Raw genomic sequence first — 21,330 nt, forward strand, 5'->3', positions numbered from 1 at the left:
AACCGACCGACTGGTCAGTATGTTATAATCTTTCTCACTATGAGGAAGGTTCTTTATGCCATAGGCATTTTTGCTCTACTCTTTGTCCTTTCCTGTCAGAGGCAAACTCAAAAGGCTTCAGAGCAACAGCCAAGAGAGAGAAAGGTAGTGGTGAGCCTCTATGAATTGAAGTCCGAAGAAGTGCCAATAGAGTACGTGACTAAAGGATATTTTGAGGGAGAAAAGGATGTTTTGCTTAGACCTCTTGTCAGCGGTAGAGTTTTGAGCCTTTTTGTGGACGAGGGTGCATTCGTAAAGAGCGGACAGGCTCTCTTGAAGATAGACCCTGCGGACTATGAAAATGTGCTCAGACAGTTAGAGGCACAGCTTGCACAAGCAAAGGCAAGCTATGAAAACTTAAAGTCCGTCTATGAAAGGAGAAAATTTCTCCTTGAAAGAGAGCTTATTGCAAGAGAAGAGTTTGAAAACGTCCAGACACAGCTCAAGGCTCAAGAAGAGCTAATTAGAAGCATTCAAGCCCAGATAGCCAACGCAAGACTAAACCTAAGCAGGACAACCCTTACCGCACCCTTCTCTGGCTATATAGCTCAAAGGTTCGTAAACGTGGGAGACTATATAACGCCTCAAAGTCAGACCTTTAGGCTTGTCACCCTTGACCCTATAAGGTTTGTTTTTCAAATTCCTCAAGAGTATCTTCCATACGCAAAGGAGGGTTCAAAGGTTAAGATAAGGGTTGAACCTTTTGGAGAATACGAAGGGACGGTGTTTTTTGTTTCACCCACTGCGGATGCCAATAGGCTTATAACCATAAAAGCGAGGCTAAGAAACCCTAAGGGAGACCTAAAACCAAACATGTATGGAGAGGCAAGGCTCTTACTTGGAGTTGAAAAGGGTTTTGCAGTGCCAGAGCAGGCGGTGGTAGTTCAAGGAAACAAGAAGGTGGTTTGGAAAATTCAAGATGGCACAGCTCAGCCTGTGCAAGTGGAGGTTATAAAACAAGGACAAGGCATAGTTTACATAAAGGGTGAGCTACAAGAGGGTGATAGCATAGCCTTAGAAAATGCCTACGTGCTTCAACAAGGCGTAAAGGTGGAGGTAAGATGAGGTTTATTGTATTGCTCTTTGTAAGTCTAAAGCTGGTCTTTGCCCTAAGCCTTGAGGAAGCTGTGGAGCTTGCCATAAAAAACAACACTTCCATGAGGCTTTCTATCCTTGACCTTCAAAAGGCGGAGGAAAACATAAGGAAAGCCAAGGCGGGTATACTGCCTCAGGTAAGTTTCTCTTACAGCTATGCGAGACTTGGTGGGGATTTAGCTTTTGGTTTTACCCCAAAGAACAGACACAGCTATTTGCTTCAATTAGACCAAGCGGTTTTTAATCGTGCGGTCTTTGAAGGACTAAGGCTTGCAAAAGACCAAAGAGAACTTCAAGAGCTCATATACGAGGATGTGAAAAGAGAGGTGGAGTTTCAAACCAAACAGTTCTTCTATTCTCTTCTCTATAAGAAGGAGGTTATAAAACTCTTGGAGGAAAACCTCAGATTCTGGGAGGAAAACTACAGACAGACAGAAGGCAAGTTTCAGGCAGGCATAGTGCCAAAGGTGGAGCTTGTGAGAGCAAAGGCTCAGCTTGAAAACGCCAAAGCTCAGTTAGAGAACGCAATAGCGGACTACAAGAAAAGCCTTGAGGACTTTAAAGCCTTTCTTAGATACGAAGGAGAGCTTGAAATTCAAGGAGAACTCCAAAGGGGAGAGCTAAGGCAAGAAGACCTAAAAGTATCCCTCGAAAACAATAGCACCCTAAGGGTTGCAAGAAAGAACCTTGAGGTCTTCCAAAGGGTGGTTGAAGTCCAAAGGTCTCAGTATTATCCTACCCTTGACCTCTTTGCTACCTATCAGGGTAATACCGCAAGGATTGGTGGCAGGGACACCATGGTGGAAGGATATACATTCGGTGTAAGGCTAAACTACAATATCTTTGATGGCTTTGCCCGTGAGGCAAGCATAGCACAGGCAAGGATTGACCTTTTAAGGCAGATGGAAAACCTAAAAGACACAGAGGAAAAGCTAAAGGCGGAGCTAAACAAAACCCTGTTAGACATAAGAGCTCTGGATGCTCAAATAAAGGCTACAGAGTTAGCCCTTGAATCTGCCAAGGAAAGTCTTAGACTCTCCAAGGAGAGATACCGCTTTGGTGTTGGAACTCAGCTTGAGGTCCTTGATGCGGTAAGCAACTATAACAACACTTTGCAAAACTACTACTTTTTGCTCTATCTGTATAACACTGCCTTAGCAAGGCTTGAAAGGCTTATAAGATGAGTGCAAAGGATAGGATAATCCAGTCCGCTAAGGAGCTTTTTTCTCAAAAGGGCTATAACCATACCACCGTGGATGACATAGTAAGGCATGCGGGTCTTTCAAAGGGTGCTTTTTACTTCTACTTTAAGAGCAAAGACCAGCTTATGGAAGAGCTTGTAAACACGATGGCGGAAAGAACAAAGAGTATTATGAAAAGGTGGTTAGAAAAAGATGTCTCCGCAGAAGAGTGCATTAGGGGGCATATAAGGGACTTTCTTATAGAGTGCTACGAGGACAGGCATATAGCTTATGTCTTTTTCTTTGAGCTCATATGCAACAGGGAAGACTTTAGAAGACTTTACCGCAAACACCTACAAGAGATAAGAGAACTGCTTACAAAGATGGTGGAAAGGGGATACCAGAGGGGTGAGTTTCTATGTGGAAACACAAAAGCCCTTGTTAACTTGATAGCGGGCTATGTAAGACTTATATACATGGAGGAGCTCCTTCTAAACAACGCATCTTTGGAAGACCTACTGAGAGAGGTAGATGAGGGTCTTGGACTTATATTCAGGGGGTTAAAATGCGGGCGATAGGCATTCTTTTGGCTTTTTGTGGACTTTCCTTCTCTCTTGGACTTGAGGAGTTAATAAGCTCCGCAATTGAAAGGAATCCAAGGGTTTCCTCAAAGGGCTACGTGGTGGAGTCCGCTAAGCTAAGGCTAAAGTCAAGTCAGCAACTTTATTATCCTGAGTTTTTTGCGGGATACCGATACTCAATTCAGTCAGAAAGACAGTCTATAAGTATACCATCTTTTGGAGGCTTGCCACCCTTTGAGGTAAGAAGCTCAAAAAGGAGCTACCAAAACTTCCAGCTTGGAGTAAGGCAGGTGCTATACGATGGAGGCTTTAGGTCTTCAAGTCTTGATATATCAAAGGCTCAGTTGAGGATATCTGAGGAGGACTATAGGGAGACGGTGCTTGAGGTAAAACTTGAGGTTATAAAGGCTTACCTTTCTGTGCTTTCCGCTTTGGAGCTTCTTGAGGTGGTAAAAAAGCAAAAGGAGGCGGTGGAGGCGGACCTAAGGCAAAGGGAAGCCTTCTTTAGAGAAGGTCTAATTGCCATAACGGATGTGCTACAGGCAAGAGTGAGGCTTGCGGAGGTCCAAAGAGACCTAAGAGAAGCGGAAGGAAACTACAGAATAGCCCTTGCCAACCTTTCAAGGCTCACAGGTATTGAGGAGGAAAGGCTAAAAGCCTTAGAACCCCTAAATATAAAGCCAGAGCTTCCAAGTCTTGAGGAGCTTATAAAGACCGCCATAGAAAAAAGACCAGCCATAAGGGCACTCAGAGAAAAAATCTCCTTTACACAAGCTCAAAGAAGAATGGAAAGCTCAAAGCTCTATCCAAAGGTCTTTCTGGAAGCAGTTTACAACTACTCAGACCAAAACCCTACAGTTTCTCCAAAGGGCTTTTTTGTCCTAAGTGCAGGGGTTAACCTAAGTTTTCAGTCCCTTAGTGCCTACTATAGCACTTTGGCTTTTATGCAGGAAGAAAAGTCCGCAAAGGAAGACCTAAGAGACCTACAGCAGGCAATAGCACTAAGGGTGAAGTCCGCCTATGAGAACTTTTTGACCGCACAAGACAATCTTAGGGTCGCAGAGGAGTCTGTAAAGTTTGCAGAGGAGTTTTATAGGCTTTCCCTTGAGCAGTATAGAAACCAGATAATAAGCGGGACAGACCTACTGCAGGCGGAGGCAAGTAGAACCCAAGCCTTGAAGTCTAAGGTTATAGCCTACTACAAATTACTTGAAGCTTACTTTGAACTTCTAAGAGAGGTAGGCGAGCTGTGAGAAAGGTAGGAATAGGGGTAATTCTTTTTCTTTTGGTGCTTTTTGGCTTTTTGTCCTATAGATGGATAAAGCACAGAATAGAATATGCCATAACGGATGCGGTTTTTGTAAGGGCGGACACCATGAGCAACGTGTCCTTTGAGGTTAGTGGTAGAGTGGTGGAGGTCTACAAGGATATGGGAGACAGGGTAAAAAAGGGAGAGCTTTTGGCGAGGCTTGAACCAGAGGACTATAGGCTACACTTAGAGAGCTTACAGATGAGGCTAAACTCTCTCTTGGCACAAAAGGAAGCCCTTGAACTTCAGCTAAAAAGGTCAAAGGCTCAGATTGACTTAGGGGTCAGTATGGTAGGAGATACCCTAAGGGAGCTAAAAGCCAAAGAGGACGCACTAATAAGACAAGTGCAAGAGCTTGAAGTCCAAATACAACAAATAGAAAGAGACAGACAAAGAGCGGAAAACCTCTTTAAAGAGGGTCTTATTCCAAAGCAGAGGTTTGAACAGATAGACACCACCTATAAAAGCCTTCAACTTAGGAAAAAGGCTTTGGAAGACAGTTTAAGGGAGCTAAGAGCGGTATACTCAAGAACTCAAAGGGAATACGAAAAAACTGAGCTTGAAAGAATAAGAGCAAAGGAGCTTAGCAAACAGATTGAGGCACTGGAGAAGGATATAGGAGCTTTAGAAACCCAAATACAACAGGCTAAGTTAAACCTTGAAAGAACAGAGCTACGCTCACCCATAGATGGCATAGTTGCCAAGAGGTTTATAAGCGTGGGAGACATGGTAAGGGTTGGTCAGCCAGCCTTTAGTCTAATAGACCCAGAGAGCTTTTATGTGGAAGCCCTCCTTGAGGAGACAAAGCTAAGGGGTGTAAAGCCTGGGGCAAAGGCATACATAAGACTTGATGCCTACAGGAACGTAGTCTTTGAAGGCGTAGTGGAAGAGATAAGCCCAGCCTCTGCGGCAACCTTTGCCCTCGTGCCAAGGGATGTGTCCGCAGGAGAGTTTACCAAAGTAGTCCAGCGAATACCGGTGAAGATAAGGATAACCAAAGGGGACAAGAGCCTTCTTAGAGTTGGCATGGGCGGAAAGGTGGAGATAAGGAGAGAATGAAGGAAGAAAGACCCTTTCACGAAAGTCTTACACCCATAGAGAGGGGTATTCTCACCTTTTCTCTGATGATAGGCGTCTTTATGGCGATTTTGGATACCACCATAGTGGACATAGTGGTGCCCAAGATGATGGCACCCCTTAGCACAGACCTTTATGGTGTCCAGTGGGTAATAACCGCCTACATGACCGCTTCCGCAAGTGCCATACTGTTGGTGGAGTGGCTTGAGGGTCTTGTGGGTCTAAAGAGGGTCTTTATGCTCGGGCTTTTTCTTTTTACCACCGCCTCCTTTTTCTGTGGTCAAGCTCAATCCCTTGAATGGATGATAGCTTCAAGGATAGTTCAAGGCTTTGGCGAAGCCTTAATTGTGGTTAGTGCAGAGGCACTTCTTTTCTCCGCCTACGCTCCAGAAAGGCGTGGTCTTGCCATGGGTATATACGGGCTTGGTGTGAGCTTTGCTCCTGCCCTTGGTCCCACACTGGGTGGTTGGATAACAGAGCACATAGACTGGAGATGGATTTTCTACATAAACCTACCCATAGGTATCCTTAACTTCACCCTTGCCCTCTTTTTCCTAAAAGACCACAAGCCTGCTCACAAGCTAAGGCTCAACTTCCTATCTTACCTTTTCATTTCTCTTGCCACCGTGAGCTTTCTTATAGTCCTCTCAAGGGGTCAAAAGGAGGGTTGGTTTGCCAGCGACTTTATACTTTATCTTTCTTTGCTTTCCCTTTTCTCCTTTCTCCTTTTCCTGCTTTCTGAAATGCTCTCTAAAAACAAGCTCATAGACCCCTCTATTTTCAAGATTAAGGAGTTTGTGGTAGCCTTTTGGGTCTATTGCTTTGTGCTTGGCTTTTCCATGTATCAGGTCTTTTACCTTATACCTCTCTACTTTGAAAAGCTCAAGGGTTATACCACCTTTCAGACAGGTCTTGTTATACTGCCTATGGCTCTTACTATAGGCTTTCTTTCTCCAGTTGCTGGCATACTCTCTGACAAAAAATCTCCACGGCTTGCTCTATACATCGCAACCGCTTTGTATCTCTCTGTTGCCTTTTTGCTACTGCCAAGGCTCAATTACTTCACCCCAAAGGAAACTGCCATTCTTTACCTTGTAGCAATGGGTGCGGGTATGGGCTTTTTCTTTGCACCAGTTACCCAGATGGCTCTAAAAAAGTTAGGGGACAAGACCACTCTTGGAGTAAGTCTTATGCACTATGTGAGGTTTGTGGGAGGCTCTTTTGGAACAGCCTTTGCCACCAATGACCTTCAAAGGTTTGCGACAGAAAACTTCCAAAGAAGCACAGAGATACAAAATACTTATTGGTTAAGCCTAAAAATACAAGAAGCCAGCCAGTGGTTATCTGAGTTCGCCTACCAGTCAGAGGAAAAGGCAAAGGCTATGATATACCAGCTTCAAAACCTCTATGCCCTTTCTGATGCCTTTGGCTCTACACTTTTCTTTGCAGCCCTTTGGGCTCTTCTTGGCAGTCTGCCAGTTTTTTATCTTCTTTGGGAGGATGTAAGAGATTTTGGATTAAAGTTTTTTGCAAGAAGGAGGCAGGCGTATAAAGCTTAGACATTAACGCTTTATATCTTTATAACTTGCAACTCAGGTTATAATATTAAATGATATTGTAGGGCGATTAGCTCAGGGGCAGAGCGCCATCCTCACAAGATGGAGGTCGGAGGTTCAAGTCCTCCATCGCCCATTATTTTTCAAAATTTTGCAGAAAAGCTGAGGTTGTTGCATACTTTTATAAATATGGGCTTAAAGGAAAGTTTGGTTAATGTATCGCCCTTTGTGTATATGCTTCCAAAAGGTACAATACAGGGTCAAAAAGTCCCAGTTTACTTTTATCTTAGCGAGAAGCTTTTTGAACTCTTAGAGGAGGATGCTATAAGACAGGCAGGTAATGCCGCAACCTTACCAGGGGTAGAAAAGGCTATTTACGTGATGCCAGACGTGCATGTGGGTTATGGATTTCCCGTAGGTGGCGTAATGGCAACAAACATTGAAGAAGGCATAATAAGTCCAGGGTCCATAGGATACGACATAAACTGTGGAGTAAGATTTATAGCCACAAATCTCACTGCGGATATGGTCCAGCCTGTAAGAAAAGAGCTTATGCAGGAGATACTTAAAAATGTTCCTGCAGGTGTAGGCTCCACAGGAAAGCTTAAACTTTCAAAGGCTGAACTTTCCGAGATTGCTATAAAGGGTGCTCGCTGGGCTATAGAGAGAGGCTTTGGTTTTGAAGAAGACCTGCAGCATATAGAAAGTAATGGTGCACTTCCTGGCGCTGACCCATCAAAGGTTTCAGACTTGGCTTTTAAAAGAGGAGCAGAAGAGCTTGGGACTGTGGGTTCTGGAAATCACTTTGTGGAAGTGCAATATGTGGATGAGATATATGACGAAGAGGTAGCACAGAGGCTGGAGCTAAGCCTTGGACAGGTTACCATAATGGTGCATTCAGGTTCAAGAGGCTTTGGACATCAGGTGTGCGTAGATTACCTAAAAGTTGCAAGGGAAGCCCTCAAGAAATATAAAATAGATATACCAGACATGCAACTTGCCTGCATGCCTTTTTCCTCTCCAGAGGGACAGGACTATTTTAAGGCTATGAACTCTGCGGCAAACTATGCCTTTGCCAACAGACAGATACTGGGATATCTTACCGCAGATACTATTAGGAGGTTTTTTGGTCTCTCTTGGGAGAAGTTTGGCTATAGGCTTATTTACGACCTTGCCCACAATATAGGTAAGGTGGAAGAGCACAAGGTGAATGGCAAGAGGAAAAAGCTACTCGTCCACCGCAAAGGTGCCACAAGAGCATTCCCCCCTTATAATCCCGATATCCCTCCCGCCTATAGAGATATAGGACAACCTGTGCTTCTTCCTGGAGATGTGGGAAGGTATTCCTTCCTGCTTGTAGGTCAAGAGAGGAGCATGAATATGAGCTTTGGAAGTGCCTGTCATGGAGCTGGAAGGCTTATGTCAAGGACCAAGGCAAAAGAGTTCGTAAGGAAAGAGGGTCTTGAAAAGGTGCTAAGCGGTCTTGTGGTGGTAGCAAGGGGCAAGGGAACTGTGGCGGAAGAAATTCCACAGGCTTACAAGGATATCTCAGAAGTTGCCTATGTGGTTCATTCCTTAGGTATAGCCAAGCTGGTAGCAAGGTTTAAACCATTAGGAACTTTGAAAGGTTAAGTGTTATAATAAGTAATTCTGGAGGAACTTATGGGTGAGTTTGAGAAGTTGCTTGAAGAAAGTCTTGAGCTGAAGGAAATAAAAAGAGGGGAGGTGATAAAGGGAAGGGTGGTAAAGGTAGATGAAAGGAATCTCTATGTGGATATAGGCTACAAGGTAGAGGGTATAATACCTAAGGAAGAGCTACCAGACGCAAAGGTAGGCGATGAATTAAAAGCCGTAGTCGTTAGATTTACCAAGAATGACTATCCTCTCTTGTCTTACAAGAAATATCTTGAAAACAAGCTAATGGGCTTTTTAAAAGCCTGCTATGAAAAGGGCAAATTCATAACAGGAACTGTGGTGGAAAGAAGAGAGGATGGCTATACGGTAGATATAAGTGGTTTAAAGGCTTTCCTTCCTGCCAAGGAAGCCCTTAAAAATCTCAAAGAAGGCAAAAAAATAGTGGTAAAGATAGTGGAATTCAAAAAGGAGGATGAGGGTCTTAGGGTGATTCTTTCTCAAAAGGATTACATAAAGGTTCAAGAGGAAAAGAAGAGGGCAAGGCTTCTTTCTAAGATAAAAGTGGGAGATGTGGTGGAGGGCAGGGTGATAAAGATAGACCCAAACAAGGGTATAACCCTGCTGGTGGGGAACGTGCTAAGGGCTTTCCTGCCTCTTGAGGAGCTAAGCTGGGGTAGGGACAGAAATCCATATAACTACGCAGAGATAGACGAAAGGTTAAGGGTAAAAGTCAAGAGAATACCAAAGGACGGGCAGTTTATATTCGTAAGTTTGAAAGAAACAAAGGAAAACCCATGGCGTAAGGCGGAACAGAGCATACAGAAAGGTCAAGTGGTAAACGGAAGGGTGGTAGAGATAAGGGAAAATGGACTTATCCTTGAGGTTATGGAGGGTGTAGAGGGCTTTGTGCCAAAGGAAGAGATTTCTTACGATGGAACTACACCCAAGAAGGGTGATAGAGTATCCGCTCAAGTGCTTGACTTTGACCCCAAGAGGCATAAGTTAGTCCTTAGCATAAAGAGAACTCTTCCAAAACCTTGGGAGGAATTTCTTAAGGAGCATCCAGTTGGCAGTAGAGTTGTGGGAACTGTGGAAAAGATAGAGGGAGCAAAGGCTATAGTTAGTCTTGCAAAGGGCGTGCAGGGTATTATCCATAGAGCTGACCTTGCGTGGATAAGACCTGGAAGGGTGGAGGAGGTGCTACAGGTAGGTCAATCTCTTGAGTTTGCGGTGCTTGGGCTTGATGGAAGGTTTGTAAAGCTCGGTCTTAAACAACTTACAGAAAATCCTTGGGAGACGGTTCTTAAAAACTACAAGGTTGGAGACAAGGTAAAGCTCAAGGTAAAGAGCGTACGTCCTTTTGGTGCCTTTTTGCAGTTTCCAGAAGGTGTAGAGGGTCTTTTGCCCTTATCGGAGATACCAAAGGGTGTAAAACTTCAAGAAGGTCAAGAGGTAGAAGCAAGAATAATAGAGCTCTCGCAAGATAAGATAACCTTTAGCATGAAGGAGAAAGAAGAGGAGAAGAAGGAAGATATAATAACCACCTCAGACATGGGCTTTACACTGGGTGATATACTCAAGAAAAAGATGAAAATATGAAAAAGAAAACCCTTGTTGAGAGGCTACACGAAGAGTATTCTCATGTTTACTCAAAGAAAAAGGTCTATAAGATGGTAAACTTTCTCTTAGAGAGGATGAGGGAAGGTATAGCCTCCGAGGACGGTCTAAAGGTTTCAGGTTTTGGCAGTTTTAAAAGAAAGGGTAAGCGAGTCCTGTTTAGACCGAGCAAAAAGCTCATAAGCAGGTTGAAATTAGAAGCTAAAAGGCTTAAAATGTAAATTCTACGGGGTGTGGCGCAGGCGGAAGCGCGCTGGCATGGGGGGCCAGAGGTCACGGGTTCAAGTCCCGTCACCCCGATTTTAAAATAGGAGGCGCTAATATGGTTGTGATAGCCCAGCCTGTAGAAAAGGACCTGGAAGCATTGGTTCTAAGGGTGTTCCTCAAGTCTATTGATGTGTTGGGGGGTCTTTCAAAGCTGGCGGAATACAAAACCCTCACATGGCTTCCCTCTCTTGCCAGAGCAGTTTATTGTGTGGTCCTAAGGGAAGAGTATTTCAAAACGGACAGAGAAATAGCGGAGAAGGTGGGTCTTACCGTCCAAACAGTGAGAAACATCTTAAGGGCTGAGCCTTCTACCGCTCTTGAAAAGCTCAAAAGAATAGAGGAGCTTCTTGAAGAAGAGAAGAAGGAACTAAAAGTCCATACCGCTGGTGGCATTGCCAAACTTGCCTACAAACTGGTGAAAGAAGGGCAAGAAGAGCCTCAGGTATTCCTCCAATACTGTGAGAGGGTGGCTTACGCCCTTGACATCCCATGGGCTTATATGGTGCTCAAAAGGCTCAAGGGGACGGACTTTCCTATCCAGTCCGCAGAGGCTATATCCGACAGGCTTGAGGGTGTTTACATAAAGGGTAGAACCGCAAAGGAAGTGCTTCAGGAGTTGGAATATCCCATAAAGAACCCAGCGGAGCTTCTCCATAGGATAAAGGAAAACCTCAAGATGCACGGGTTAGAGTAAGCTATTCTTTTAGTATTCTCTTTTCGTATATGAGTGCGAGGGTAAACAGTGTGGTAAATATTATAGGTCCAAGGAATATGCCCACAAAGCCGAAGGTCAGTAAACCACCCACTATGGAAAAGAATAGCACTATGTAGGGCATATTTACACCCATTTTCATTATGAGGGGTCTTACAAAGTTGTCTATGGTGGATATAACAAACATGCCATAAAGGAACATAAAGGCACCTGCGTATAAGCCTTTCACTGCAAAGGTGTATAGTGCCACTGGAAACCATACAAAGCCTGCACCAAAGGGTGGCACAAAGGAGCTTATGAAGGTTGCTATAGCAAGAAGGATTGCGTAGTCTAAGCCTACCAGCTTGTATCCTATAAAGCCTACGGTGCTCTGGGCTATACCCACGCCAATGGACCCATAAACGGTGGCAAGGACTGTTTTGTATACGGTAATGAAGACTTGCTCTATGTCCTCTCTATGCATGGGGAGAAAACGCTCCACGAACTTGACAAACTTTGGACCATCTCTAAGTATGAAAAAGAGCGTAAGCAAGAAGACAAAAGTTTTGAAAATAAAGCTACCTACTGCGGGGACTATGGAAGCTACTATGTTTAGCCCTCTTTGAAGAAGGTCTCTAAGACCACTTATAAGAATGTTCCTAAACTCCTCAGACTCCACATACGCAAGAAAGCTACTTATTTCTTGGTCTGTAAGGATTTTTTTGAAAAGGGGATTATCAAGCACAGCCCTTATTAAATCCACATAAGAACTGTTTTGGGTAAAACCCACTGCAAAATGTAGTAGCTCTATGGACTGTCTTATGGCTAAGGTAAGCACCAAGCTAAAGGGAACTACCACCAGCAGAAGCACCAAAAGTGTCAACAAGAGAGCGGATATGGTGTTTCCTATTCTCTTTGAGAGTTTCATATGTAGGGGGTAGAGGACAAGGGAAAAGATGATAGCCCACAGGATGGGTTTTAAAAAGGGTAGAAGCATGGTGAAGGCAAAGAAAGCAAAAAAGACCGTCAGAGCAAGAAGAAAATAGAGAAAGACCTTTTCCCTCACAGGGATAAATTATAAGGTATGGAAAACTGTCCAAAGTGTGGTGCTTTGCTTGAGGTTATAGAGTGCTGTGGTGGTGGGATATTTAGGTGTGAAAGCTGTGGAGAGTATTACTTTTATGGAGAGCTCATAGAGTCTCAAAGGGGTTTTGAGGAGGTCTCCTCAGAAGCTCAAGAGCAGTCTCCTTTGGAGGAAGTCCTTCCACCACAACCTTGTAGACCGCAGTGCTTATAGGTGCGTATAGCCCTCTTTCTGTGGAAATCTTGTAAACCGCTTTGACGGTGTGTATGCCCTCCACTGTTTGGTTTAGCCTTTGGAGAGCCTCTTGCACAGAAAGACCTTGTCCCAAAAGGTAGCCAAAGGTTCTGTTTCTTGACTGTGGAGAGCTGGCGGTCAAAAAGAGGTCTCCCATGCCAGAAAGACCATAGAAGGTCTCTTTTTTTGCACCAAGGGAGACACCAAGCCTTACCATCTCCGCAAGTCCACGGGTCATAAGAGAAGCCCTTGCGTTTTCTCCAAGTCCAAGACCATCAGATATACCACAGGCTATGGCTATTACATTTTTGAGAGCACCACCCAGCTCAACACCCACAAGGTCTGTAGAAAGGTAAACCCTAAAGTTTTCAGAGCTTATCCATTTTCTTATTTTCTCCATCTCCTCAAGGTCATTCCCTGCAAGCACCAAGGCAGTGGGCAAGCCCTTGGAAACTTCGCTGGCAAAGGAAGGACCAGAAAGACAAAAAACCTTTACAGAAGGCTCTATTTCAAGCAGGATTTGAGAAACCCTTTTTTCAGTCCCCACCTCAAGTCCTTTGGAGGCGGAGATTATCCTTTTGCCAACTAAGGCTTTCTTGCCTAAGACCTCTCTTATAGCTTGGACGGGTAAAGCTACTATTATGTAGTCCGAAAAGTCAATGGCTTTGTCAAGGTCTTGTGTGGCGTCCACGCCTCTTAGCTTGACCCCCTCCATGTAGGGATGCTTTCCCTCTTTTATAAGCCTGACTGTTTCCTCTTTCCTTTCAAAGACTAAAACCCTGTGTCCTAAATTTCCTAAATGTAAAGCAAGGGCAGTGCCCCAACGACCTCCACCAAGAACAGAGAAGTTCATGTGTTATACTATATCAGAATATGCTTGAGGAAAAACTTGAAAACAGCCTTTACTGGGGTGTGTCTCTGGTTCTTAACTTGATAATCTTTACCCTCCTCTCTTTGTATCTTTCTGTCAGAATTGAAGTTAAAAACCCCACAAAGCCTATGGAGGTTTACCTTCAAGAAATGCCAGAAATTAAAGAAGTAAAACTTGCCTCTGGTAGAGGCACTCCTAATCTAAGACAGCAAACAGGTGAGGGCATTGTAAGGAAGGATAGGCATCTTGTTAGCTCAAGCCCTATGGAAGTTTCAAGAAGCACAGGAGACCTACAAGTTCCCGCAGGCAGACCAAAGGAAGAACCCTCCCTGCTTCAGGAAATTGAGCAGAGGGTGCGAGGAAGGGAGAGGGAAATAGAGAAAGAAGGTGTTAGAAGTGCGGATATCGGGGATATAACCGCAGTTGTCTCGCCTGGAGGTGTTGGACTTTCTGGTGGTGGAAGGGCAGCTGTATATATTCCACCTTTTCCAAAGATAAGCTCTGATGAGCCTCTTAGCCCTTTGAGGGTGAGGATATGGATAGACCCATCAGGTGTGGTTTCAAGGGTTCAGATAATTCAAAAAAGTGGCTCTCCACAGGTAGACCAGAAGATGGTGGAGTTTGTTCGTGGCATAAGGTTTGAAGCCATAAGGGAAAACGTGGTCCAGACTGGTGTAATAACCTTTAGGTTTAAGGGAGGTTAAAAATGAGTATAGGAAAGCAAGTAAGGTTGGAAAGGCTTATTAACAGGGATACGGGTAAGACCATAATAGTGCCTATGGACCATGGGGTGAGCTCTGGTCCTATAGAAGGCATTGAGGACATAAGGAAAGCGGTAGAGGATGTGGCAGAAGGTGGTGCCAACGCAGTGGTGCTACACAAGGGTATGGTTAGGGCAGGACACAGGGGCAGGGGCAGAGATATAGGGCTTATAGTCCACCTTTCCGCCTCTACTGACTGGGCACCTACTAAAAACGACAAGGTGCTGGTCTGCACGGTAGAGGAAGCCATAAAGCTGGGTGCGGACGGTGTATCTATCCACGTGAACGTGGGTGCAGATATGGAAAGGGAGATGCTAAGGGACTTTGGCTATGTTTCTAAGGTTTGCGAGGAGTGGGGTATGCCACTGCTCGCCATGGTCTACGGAAGGGGTAAGGATATGAACCAGTATGACCCGAAGGTGGTAGCTCACTGTGCAAGGCTTGGTGCAGAGCTTGGTGCGGATATAGTTAAAGTCCCCTACACAGGAGACCCAGAGAGCTTTTCAAGGGTGGTTGAAGGCTCTCCTATACCGGTGGTTATAGCGGGCGGTCCTAAGATGAAAACAGAAAGGGAAGTGCTTGAGATGGTATATGGAGCTATAAAGGCTGGTGCAAAGGGTCTTTCCATAGGTCGCAATGTCTTTCAGGCAAAAAACAGGGTCGCCATGGTAAGAGCCTTGAGCCTTATAGTGCATGAAGGCAAAAGCGTGGAAGAAGCCATAAAAATCTTAGAGTAAGGAGGCACATATGGGTCTTCTTGAAGGCAAAAAAGCCCTTATAATGGGTGTAGCCAACGAGCGTAGCATAGCCTACGGTATAGCAAAAGCCTTTTACAGAGAGGGAGCGGAGCTTTGTTTTACCTACGCCAACGAAAAGCTCAAAAAGAGGGTGGAAGAGATTGCCAAGGAGTTTGGTTCTGAGCTTTTGTTTGAGTGTGATGTTTCAAAGGACGAACACATTACCGCTTTGAAGGATTGGCTCTCTAAGGTTTGGGGAGGTTTGGACATAATAGTTCACTCTATAGCCTACGCTCCAAAGGAAGAGTTCAAAGGCGGTGTTATAGACACCTCAAGGGAAGGTTTCAAAATTGCCATGGATATATCCGTCTACTCTCTTATAGCCATCACCAGAGAGCTACTGCCACTTATGGAAGGTAGACAAGGCTCAATAATAACCCTTTCTTACTACGGTGCGGAGAAGGTGGTGCCACACTACAATGTAATGGGTATTGCCAAGTCCGCCCTTGAGAGCACGGTGCGATACCTTGCCTATGATATTGCCAAACACGGACACAGGATAAATGCCATATCCGCAGGACCCATAAAGACCCTTGCCGCATACAGCATAACGGGCTTTCACCTTCTTATGGAACACACTATAAAGGTAAACCCCTTTGGAAAAGCTATAACCATAGAGGATGTGGGAGATACAGCGGTGTTTCTCTGCAGTGATTGGGCAAGGGCTATAACCGGTGAGGTTATCCACGTGGACAACGGCTACCATATAATGGGTGTCTTTGGAAGGGAAGAGGATATAAAGAAGGAGGTTTTTGGAGAACAAAAGGAATGAAACACTACGAGCTTTATGGTCTAAGGGAAGAGGAATACGAAAGAATAGTCCAAAGGCTCGGACGTGAGCCGAATGAGGTGGAGCTTGGCATACTTGGAGCTCTGTGGTCTGAGCATTGCTCTTATAAGTCCTCAAGGGTGCACCTTAAAAAATTTCCCACCAGTGCAAATTGGGTAATCCAGGGACCTGGTGAAAACGCAGGAGTGGTGGAGCTTGACAACAAGGTGTGGCTCGCCTTTAAGGTGGAGAGCCACAATCATCCCTCTTACATAGAGCCCTTTCACGGTGCAGCAACGGGTGTGGGAGGAATAATAAGGGATGTGCTATCTATGGGTGCAAGACCCATAGCCCTTGTGGATTCTTTGAGGTTTGGACTACCCATAGACAAAAGGATAGTAAAGGGAGTGGTAAGTGGTATATCTCATTATGGCAACTGCATAGGCATTCCCACCGTGGCAGGAGAGACCTACTTTGAGGAGTGCTACAGAACAAACCCTCTGGTAAACGCCTTTTGTCTTGGTATTCTACCTGCGGGTAGGATGCTTAGAGCGAGGGGCAAACCCGGAGACCTTCTTTTTCTTCTTGGTTCTGCCACTGGAAGGGATGGCATACACGGTGCGGTTATGGCTTCCGCGGAGTTCGGAGAAGGTGCGGAGGAAAAGCTACCAAACGTCCAGATAGGAGACCCATACTTTGGCAAAAAGCTCATAGAGGCGGTCCTGCAGGCTATAGAGGAGGGTCTTATAACAGGTCTTCAAGACCTTGGTGCGGCAGGGCTTTCTGGTGCTTCCTCGGAGCTTGCCAGCAAGTCCAAGTGTGGCGTGGAGCTATGGCTTGAAAAAGTCCCTCTAAGAGAGGAGGGCATGAAACCCTTTGAAATACTCCTCTCAGAAAGCCAAGAGAGGATGCTACTTGTAACACAAGAGGACAAAGTGCAAAGGCTTTTAGAGCTTGCCAATTATTACCATCTTGAGGGTGCGGTGGTAGGCAGGCTTACAGAAGATGGAATGTTTAGAGCTTACTACGAAGGTAAGACAGTGGCGGAACTTCCAGTAAGCCTTATAGTGGAAGAAGCACCCGTATACGAAAAGCCCTACTCAGAACCAGCCTACTTAAAGACCCTTTGGTCCTTTAACCAAGAGGAGCTACCTCAGATAGACCTAAGGGAAGCACTCCTTAAACTCCTTAGCTCACCCAATATAGCCTCAAAGGAGTGGATATACACCCAGTATGACCACCAAGTGGGGACAAACACCGTCCTAAAGCCTGGGGGAGATTCCGCCATCCTCAGGGTCAAATGGGTTCAAAAGCCAGAGTTAAGGAGTGAAAAACTCATAGCCATTACATCGGAAGGCAACGGTAGGATGTTTTTCCTTGACCCCTATGAGGGTGGGAAATATGCGGTGGCGGAAGCCCTCAGAAATCTTGCCTGCGTGGGTGCAAAGCCTTTGGGAATAACAGACTGCCTTAACTTTGGAAACCCAGACAGACCAGAGGTCATGTGGCAACTTGTGAAGGCTATAGAAGGCATATCCGATGCCTGCAGGTTCTTTGAAGTTCCCGTGGTTAGCGGTAATGTGTCCTTGTATAACGAAACGGTGGAAAGGGAGGAGATAAGAAACATATACCCCACACCCATACTGGTTGCGGTAGGCTACATAGATTCTGGAAGGTTTGTGGACCACCGTTTTAAGGAGGAGGGAGACCTTATCTTTTTGGTGGGAGACCTCAAGAGGGAGTTTTCCCTTGCAGGCAGTGAATACCTAAAGGTGGTGCACGGAAAAGTGGCAGGCAGGACTCCTCAGGTAAACCTTGAGAAGGAGAAAAAACTTCATGCCTTACTTATAAGGCTCATAGAGGGGGGTATTCTTAGGTCTGCTCATGACGTGTCTCAGGGTGGGCTCTTGGTGGCACTTCTTGAGGGTGTTTTTGGAACAGGTTTAGGTCTTGACATAAACCTATACGTGGAGGATAGGCTTGACTTCTTTCTCTTTTCCGAAAACCCTACCCTTGTGGTTGTGAGTTTGAAAAAGGAGGATGCGGAAGTCTTTAAAGACCTCGTGGAAGAGTATGAGCTTGACTGGATGTTTTTGGGAAAGGTGAAGGAGAAAAGGTCTTTCATCTTAACAAATAACGATGAAAGCCTTTTAGAATTACCCTTGGAAGAGCTTGAAGAGTTATGGAAAAAGGCTTTAGAGAGATTGCTCTAATATATGTGCTAACTGTCCTCACGGTGCTAAGCCTTGACCTCATCACCAAGAGTCTTGCAGAATCCTCTCTCAAAGAGAGGGACATAAGCCTTTTGCCCTTTCTTCATCTTGTGCTTGTCTACAACAGAGGCATAGCCTTTGGACTTCTTGCAGACGCACCCGACCTTATAAGAATTCCCGTCCTTTTTATAACTCCTCTGATTGCTCTTGTTATAACCTTTTTGTATGCCATAAGGGTCAAGGGCGTGTTTGTTCCAGTTCTTATGGGCATGGTGGGTGGGGGTGCTCTTGGGAATTTCTACGATAGGGTTTTTCTGGGTCATGTAAGAGACTTTATATATCTTTCCTATGGAGGTCTTTCTTGGCCCGCCTTTAACTTGGCAGATGCCAGCATAAGCACCGCCATATTTCTTCTCCTCATTAGGGAGCTCTTACCAAAGGGTGGAAAAAATTAAGAGGCTCTGCTATATTCTATCCTTATGGTAGAGAAGATAGCTCATCTTGCAAGGTTAAGGCTAACGGAGGAAGAGAAGGAATACTTTGAGAGACAGCTTACAAGCATCCTGCACTTTGTGGAACAACTCCAGGAGGTTGACACCTCAGAGGTAGAACCCTTTACTCTGCCTTTTGAGGAGACACCTATGAGAGAAGATGAACCTCTAAAAGACTTTGACCCTCAACTGGTTTTGGAGCAGGCACCAGAGGCGGAAGGGAGTTTCTTTGTAGTGCCAAGAGTGGTAGAATATTAAGAGGAGACACATATGATAGAGGAAGTCCAAAAGGAAACCCTTGAGAAAAAGAAGGCTTTGGAAAATGCTCTTGCAAGTATAGAGAGGCGGTTTGGCAAAGGCTCTATAATGCCTCTCAAAAATGCGGAAAAGGTAAAGGTGGATGTTATACCTACAGGCTCTCTTGCTCTTGATATAGCCACAGGTATAGGCGGTATACCAAAGGGAAGGGTTATTGAGATATTCGGTCCAGAGTCCTCTGGAAAAACCACCCTCGCCCTTCATATAATAGCGGAAGCACAAAAGAGAGGAGGCATAGCGGTCTTTATAGACGCAGAGCATGCCCTTGACCCCAAGTATGCGGAAAAGATAGGAGTGGACACGGAAAACCTCTACATATCCCAGCCAGACTATGGAGAGCAAGCTCTTGAGATAGCGGAGAGCCTCATAGCGAGCAATGCGGTAGATGTCATAGTGGTAGACTCTGTAGCCGCCCTTGTGCCGAAGGATGAGCTTGAGGGTGAAATAGGTGAAGCTCATGTGGGTAAACAGGCAAGGCTCATGTCTCAGGCACTCAGGAAGCTAAAGGGTATAGCTCACAAGGCAAACACCGCTATCATTTTCATAAACCAGCTCAGAGAGAAGATAGGTGTAATGTTTGGGAACCCAGAGACCACACCCGGTGGAAGAGCACTCAAGTTCTTTGCGGACATGAGACTTGATGTGAGAAGGATAGGAGACGTAAAAGATAGTGGAGAGAAAACGGGTAGCAGGGTAAGGGTAAAGGTGGTAAAAAACAAGCTTGCACCACCTTTTCAAGAAGCGGAGTTTGACGTAATATATGGAGAGGGTATATGTAAGCTCTGCGACCTTATAGACATAGCAAGCGAGCTAAAGGTAATAAGCAAAAGTGGTGCGTGGTATAGCTACGGTGATATAAGACTGGGGCAGGGTAAAGAGCAGGCAAGGAAGTTTCTTATGGAAAACCCCGAGATTGCCAATGAGATAGAAAAAAAAGTAAGGGAGGTAGCTGGTCTTGCTCCAGTTGATACTTAAGAGAGCGGTAGAGCTTGGTGCATCGGATATACACCTAAAGATAGCATCTCCACCTGTAATAAGGCTGAAAAAGAAACTCCAGAGGTTGGATGATTTTCCTGTTATAGATGAAAAGGTCATGGAAATGTTCCTCAATGAAGTCCTTGGTAAAAATCGCAGGAAGCTTGCGGAGTTTGAGGAGCTGGGAGAGACGGACACCTCCTACTCACTGCCCGGTGTTGCTCGTTTTCGTGTAAACGTATACAGACAAAGGACAAGCGTAGGTATGGCTTTCAGAACCATACCTTACAACATACCCTCCTTTGAGAGCCTTAACCTCCCTGCAGTGATGAAAAAAATTATTCTTGAAAATACCAAGGGTCTTATACTTGTCACAGGACCCACAGGCGCGGGCAAATCCACCACCCTTGCTTCGTTTATAAACATCATAAACAGCACGAGAAGTGATGTGATAGTTACCATAGAAGACCCAATAGAATACCTCTTTAAGGATGAAAAGTCCTATATAGTTCAGCGTGAGGTGGGTATAGATACTTCTTCTTTCGCAAGAGGACTTCGTGCAGCACTTAGAGAAGACCCAGATGTTATTATGGTAGGTGAGATAAGAGACCCAGAAACCGCACAGATAGCACTGCAGGCAGCGGAAACAGGACATTTAGTTATGTCTACCTTGCACACTCTGGATGCCAAAGAGACCATAAACAGACTTATAGGTATGTTTAACCTTGAGGTAAGGGAGCAGATAAGGATACAACTTGCGGAAACCCTAATAGCGGTATTTTCCCAGAGACTTCTTCCAAAGGCGGATGGGACAGGAGTTGTTCCTGCGGTTGAAATCCTAATAAACATAGCTTCTATAAAGGAAGCCATCATAGACCCCTCAAGGCTGGACGAAATTCCCCTTCTTCTTGAAAAGGGTAAGCCTGCCTATGGCACTCAAACCTTTGACCAACACTTAGAAGAGCTGTATAGAAATGGTCTAATAGACTACAATACCGCCATAAGGTATGCAAGCAGACCTACAGATTTAGAGCTTAGGCTAAAGGGTATAGCTTCTGGAGGAAGAGGCTTTTTCTGATGAAGATAGCCATAGACGGTCCTGCAGGAAGTGGGAAAAGCACTGTAGCACGCAAGCTATCTCAAAGGCTTGGCTTGCCTTACCTAAACACAGGGCTCGTATACAGAGCCTTTGCATACATATACAGAGAGGAAGGACTGGAAAACCCCATACTACTTTTTGAAAACCCACCCTTGGTGGAAATCCTGCCTGCGGAGACAAGGGTCTTCTACAGAGGAAAAGACATAAGCCAACTACTTGGCTCTGAAGATGTGGGGAAAACCGCCTCTGAGATAGCCAGCCTACCAGCCTTTAGAGAGAGGATAAATGAGTTTTTTAGGTCTTTGGTGGGAGAGGGACAAGTGGTAGCAGAAGGCAGGGACGTGGGAACGCATATATTTCCAGATGCACCTATAAAGATATTCCTTACCGCATCTGTAGAAGAGAGGGCAAGAAGAAGGTGCGAGCAACTCATGGCTCAAGGCATACCTGCCAACTACCAAGAGGTGCTTAAGGCTATAGTGGAAAGGGACGAGAGGGACAAAAATAGACCTTTGTATCCCTTTAGACCTGCAGAGGATGCAATTGTGATTGATACCACAAACCTTAGCCCAGAGGAGGTGGTGGAGAAGATTCTTAGTTTGTTCCCTTATAAAGGCGAGCCATAGTAAGTGATTAGTCTGAATTTCAACTCCCCACGGGTCAGATAAAA

General features: G+C 45.2%; 21 protein-coding genes and 2 tRNA genes. 21 read left to right on the plus strand and 2 right to left on the minus strand.

The window, feature by feature from the left end; genetic code table 11:
* Positions 1-39: 39 nt before the first annotated feature.
* From WKI49_03995 to WKI49_04050, 12 genes are all read left to right on the plus strand, one after another.
* Entirely contained in the window at positions 40-1,104 is a 1,065-nt protein-coding gene (locus WKI49_03995; GenBank protein MEJ7621663.1) for an efflux RND transporter periplasmic adaptor subunit, read from the plus strand.
* Positions 1,101-2,318 (plus strand): TolC family protein, encoded by a 1,218-nt coding sequence (locus tag WKI49_04000; GenBank protein ID MEJ7621664.1) that lies wholly within the window; start codon positions 1,101-1,103, stop codon positions 2,316-2,318. Before WKI49_03995 ends, WKI49_04000 begins: the two co-directional genes overlap by 4 nt.
* On the plus strand, positions 2,315-2,893 hold the full coding sequence (locus tag WKI49_04005) for a TetR/AcrR family transcriptional regulator (GenBank protein MEJ7621665.1): 579 nt from the start codon (positions 2,315-2,317) through the stop codon (positions 2,891-2,893). Before WKI49_04000 ends, WKI49_04005 begins: the two co-directional genes overlap by 4 nt.
* Positions 2,881-4,149: a TolC family protein gene (locus tag WKI49_04010; GenBank protein MEJ7621666.1), complete on the plus strand. Its 1,269-nt coding sequence runs from the start codon at positions 2,881-2,883 to the stop codon at positions 4,147-4,149. Before WKI49_04005 ends, WKI49_04010 begins: the two co-directional genes overlap by 13 nt.
* On the plus strand, positions 4,146-5,264 hold the full coding sequence (locus WKI49_04015) for an HlyD family efflux transporter periplasmic adaptor subunit (protein MEJ7621667.1): 1,119 nt from the start codon (positions 4,146-4,148) through the stop codon (positions 5,262-5,264). The genes WKI49_04010 and WKI49_04015 overlap by 4 nt, the downstream gene beginning before the upstream one ends.
* Complete coding sequence (locus WKI49_04020) at positions 5,261-6,841, plus strand: DHA2 family efflux MFS transporter permease subunit (GenBank protein ID MEJ7621668.1); 1,581 nt, start codon at positions 5,261-5,263, stop codon at positions 6,839-6,841. Before WKI49_04015 ends, WKI49_04020 begins: the two co-directional genes overlap by 4 nt.
* Before the next feature lie 61 nt (positions 6,842-6,902).
* Positions 6,903-6,974: transfer RNA gene (locus WKI49_04025), tRNA-Val, on the plus strand.
* 53 nt (positions 6,975-7,027) lie between these two features.
* Positions 7,028-8,470 (plus strand): RtcB family protein, encoded by a 1,443-nt coding sequence (locus WKI49_04030; protein ID MEJ7621669.1) that lies wholly within the window; start codon positions 7,028-7,030, stop codon positions 8,468-8,470.
* Between the two features lie 30 nt (positions 8,471-8,500).
* Positions 8,501-10,072, plus strand: a complete 1,572-nt coding sequence (locus WKI49_04035) for a S1 RNA-binding domain-containing protein (GenBank protein MEJ7621670.1) — start codon at positions 8,501-8,503, stop codon at positions 10,070-10,072.
* Positions 10,069-10,311, plus strand: a complete 243-nt coding sequence (locus WKI49_04040; protein MEJ7621671.1) for an HU family DNA-binding protein — start codon at positions 10,069-10,071, stop codon at positions 10,309-10,311. The genes WKI49_04035 and WKI49_04040 overlap by 4 nt, the downstream gene beginning before the upstream one ends.
* 6 nt (positions 10,312-10,317) lie before the next feature.
* Positions 10,318-10,390, plus strand: a tRNA-Pro gene (locus tag WKI49_04045).
* A gap of 22 nt (positions 10,391-10,412) precedes the next feature.
* Positions 10,413-11,051: a helix-turn-helix domain-containing protein gene (locus tag WKI49_04050; protein MEJ7621672.1), complete on the plus strand. Its 639-nt coding sequence runs from the start codon at positions 10,413-10,415 to the stop codon at positions 11,049-11,051.
* Position 11,052: 1 nt separating this feature from the next.
* Here the strand turns inward: WKI49_04050 and WKI49_04055 are convergent, their stop codons facing one another.
* Positions 11,053-12,114, minus strand: a complete 1,062-nt coding sequence (locus WKI49_04055; protein MEJ7621673.1) for an AI-2E family transporter — start codon at positions 12,112-12,114, stop codon at positions 11,053-11,055.
* Between the two features lie 124 nt (positions 12,115-12,238).
* Positions 12,239-13,219, minus strand: coding sequence for an NAD(P)H-dependent glycerol-3-phosphate dehydrogenase (locus WKI49_04060; protein ID MEJ7621674.1), 981 nt, complete (start codon positions 13,217-13,219; stop codon positions 12,239-12,241).
* A gap of 20 nt (positions 13,220-13,239) precedes the next feature.
* On the opposite strand from WKI49_04060, the gene WKI49_04065 reads away from it, so the two are divergent.
* Genes WKI49_04065 through cmk form a run of 9 tightly spaced genes read left to right on the plus strand, consistent with a single transcriptional unit; the run spans position 13,240 to position 21,286 of the window.
* Positions 13,240-13,941 carry an energy transducer TonB gene (locus tag WKI49_04065; GenBank protein MEJ7621675.1) on the plus strand — a complete coding sequence of 234 codons (702 nt, stop codon included), beginning with the start codon at positions 13,240-13,242 and terminating at the stop codon, positions 13,939-13,941.
* Positions 13,942-13,943: 2 nt separating this feature from the next.
* On the plus strand, positions 13,944-14,735 hold the full coding sequence (locus WKI49_04070) for a 2-amino-3,7-dideoxy-D-threo-hept-6-ulosonate synthase (GenBank protein MEJ7621676.1): 792 nt from the start codon (positions 13,944-13,946) through the stop codon (positions 14,733-14,735).
* A 10-nt stretch (positions 14,736-14,745) separates the two neighbouring features.
* Positions 14,746-15,567 carry an enoyl-ACP reductase gene (locus WKI49_04075; GenBank protein ID MEJ7621677.1) on the plus strand — a complete coding sequence of 274 codons (822 nt, stop codon included), beginning with the start codon at positions 14,746-14,748 and terminating at the stop codon, positions 15,565-15,567.
* On the plus strand, positions 15,564-17,777 hold the full coding sequence (gene purL, locus WKI49_04080) for a phosphoribosylformylglycinamidine synthase subunit PurL (GenBank protein MEJ7621678.1): 2,214 nt from the start codon (positions 15,564-15,566) through the stop codon (positions 17,775-17,777). Before WKI49_04075 ends, purL begins: the two co-directional genes overlap by 4 nt.
* Entirely contained in the window at positions 17,747-18,232 is a 486-nt protein-coding gene (lspA, locus tag WKI49_04085; GenBank protein ID MEJ7621679.1) for a signal peptidase II, read from the plus strand. Before purL ends, lspA begins: the two co-directional genes overlap by 31 nt.
* Positions 18,233-18,256: 24 nt before the next feature.
* On the plus strand, positions 18,257-18,526 hold the full coding sequence (gatC, locus tag WKI49_04090) for an Asp-tRNA(Asn)/Glu-tRNA(Gln) amidotransferase subunit GatC (protein ID MEJ7621680.1): 270 nt from the start codon (positions 18,257-18,259) through the stop codon (positions 18,524-18,526).
* A gap of 12 nt (positions 18,527-18,538) precedes the next feature.
* On the plus strand, positions 18,539-19,561 hold the full coding sequence (recA, locus tag WKI49_04095; protein MEJ7621681.1) for a recombinase RecA: 1,023 nt from the start codon (positions 18,539-18,541) through the stop codon (positions 19,559-19,561).
* Entirely contained in the window at positions 19,542-20,639 is a 1,098-nt protein-coding gene (locus WKI49_04100) for a PilT/PilU family type 4a pilus ATPase (GenBank protein ID MEJ7621682.1), read from the plus strand. Before recA ends, WKI49_04100 begins: the two co-directional genes overlap by 20 nt.
* Positions 20,639-21,286: a (d)CMP kinase gene (cmk, locus tag WKI49_04105; protein MEJ7621683.1), complete on the plus strand. Its 648-nt coding sequence runs from the start codon at positions 20,639-20,641 to the stop codon at positions 21,284-21,286. The genes WKI49_04100 and cmk overlap by 1 nt, the downstream gene beginning before the upstream one ends.
* Positions 21,287-21,330: the final 44 nt, after the last annotated feature.

It is taken from the genome of Aquificaceae bacterium (assembly GCA_037722135.1).
Taxonomy (GTDB): Bacteria; Aquificota; Aquificia; order Aquificales; family Aquificaceae; genus Pampinifervens; species Pampinifervens sericum.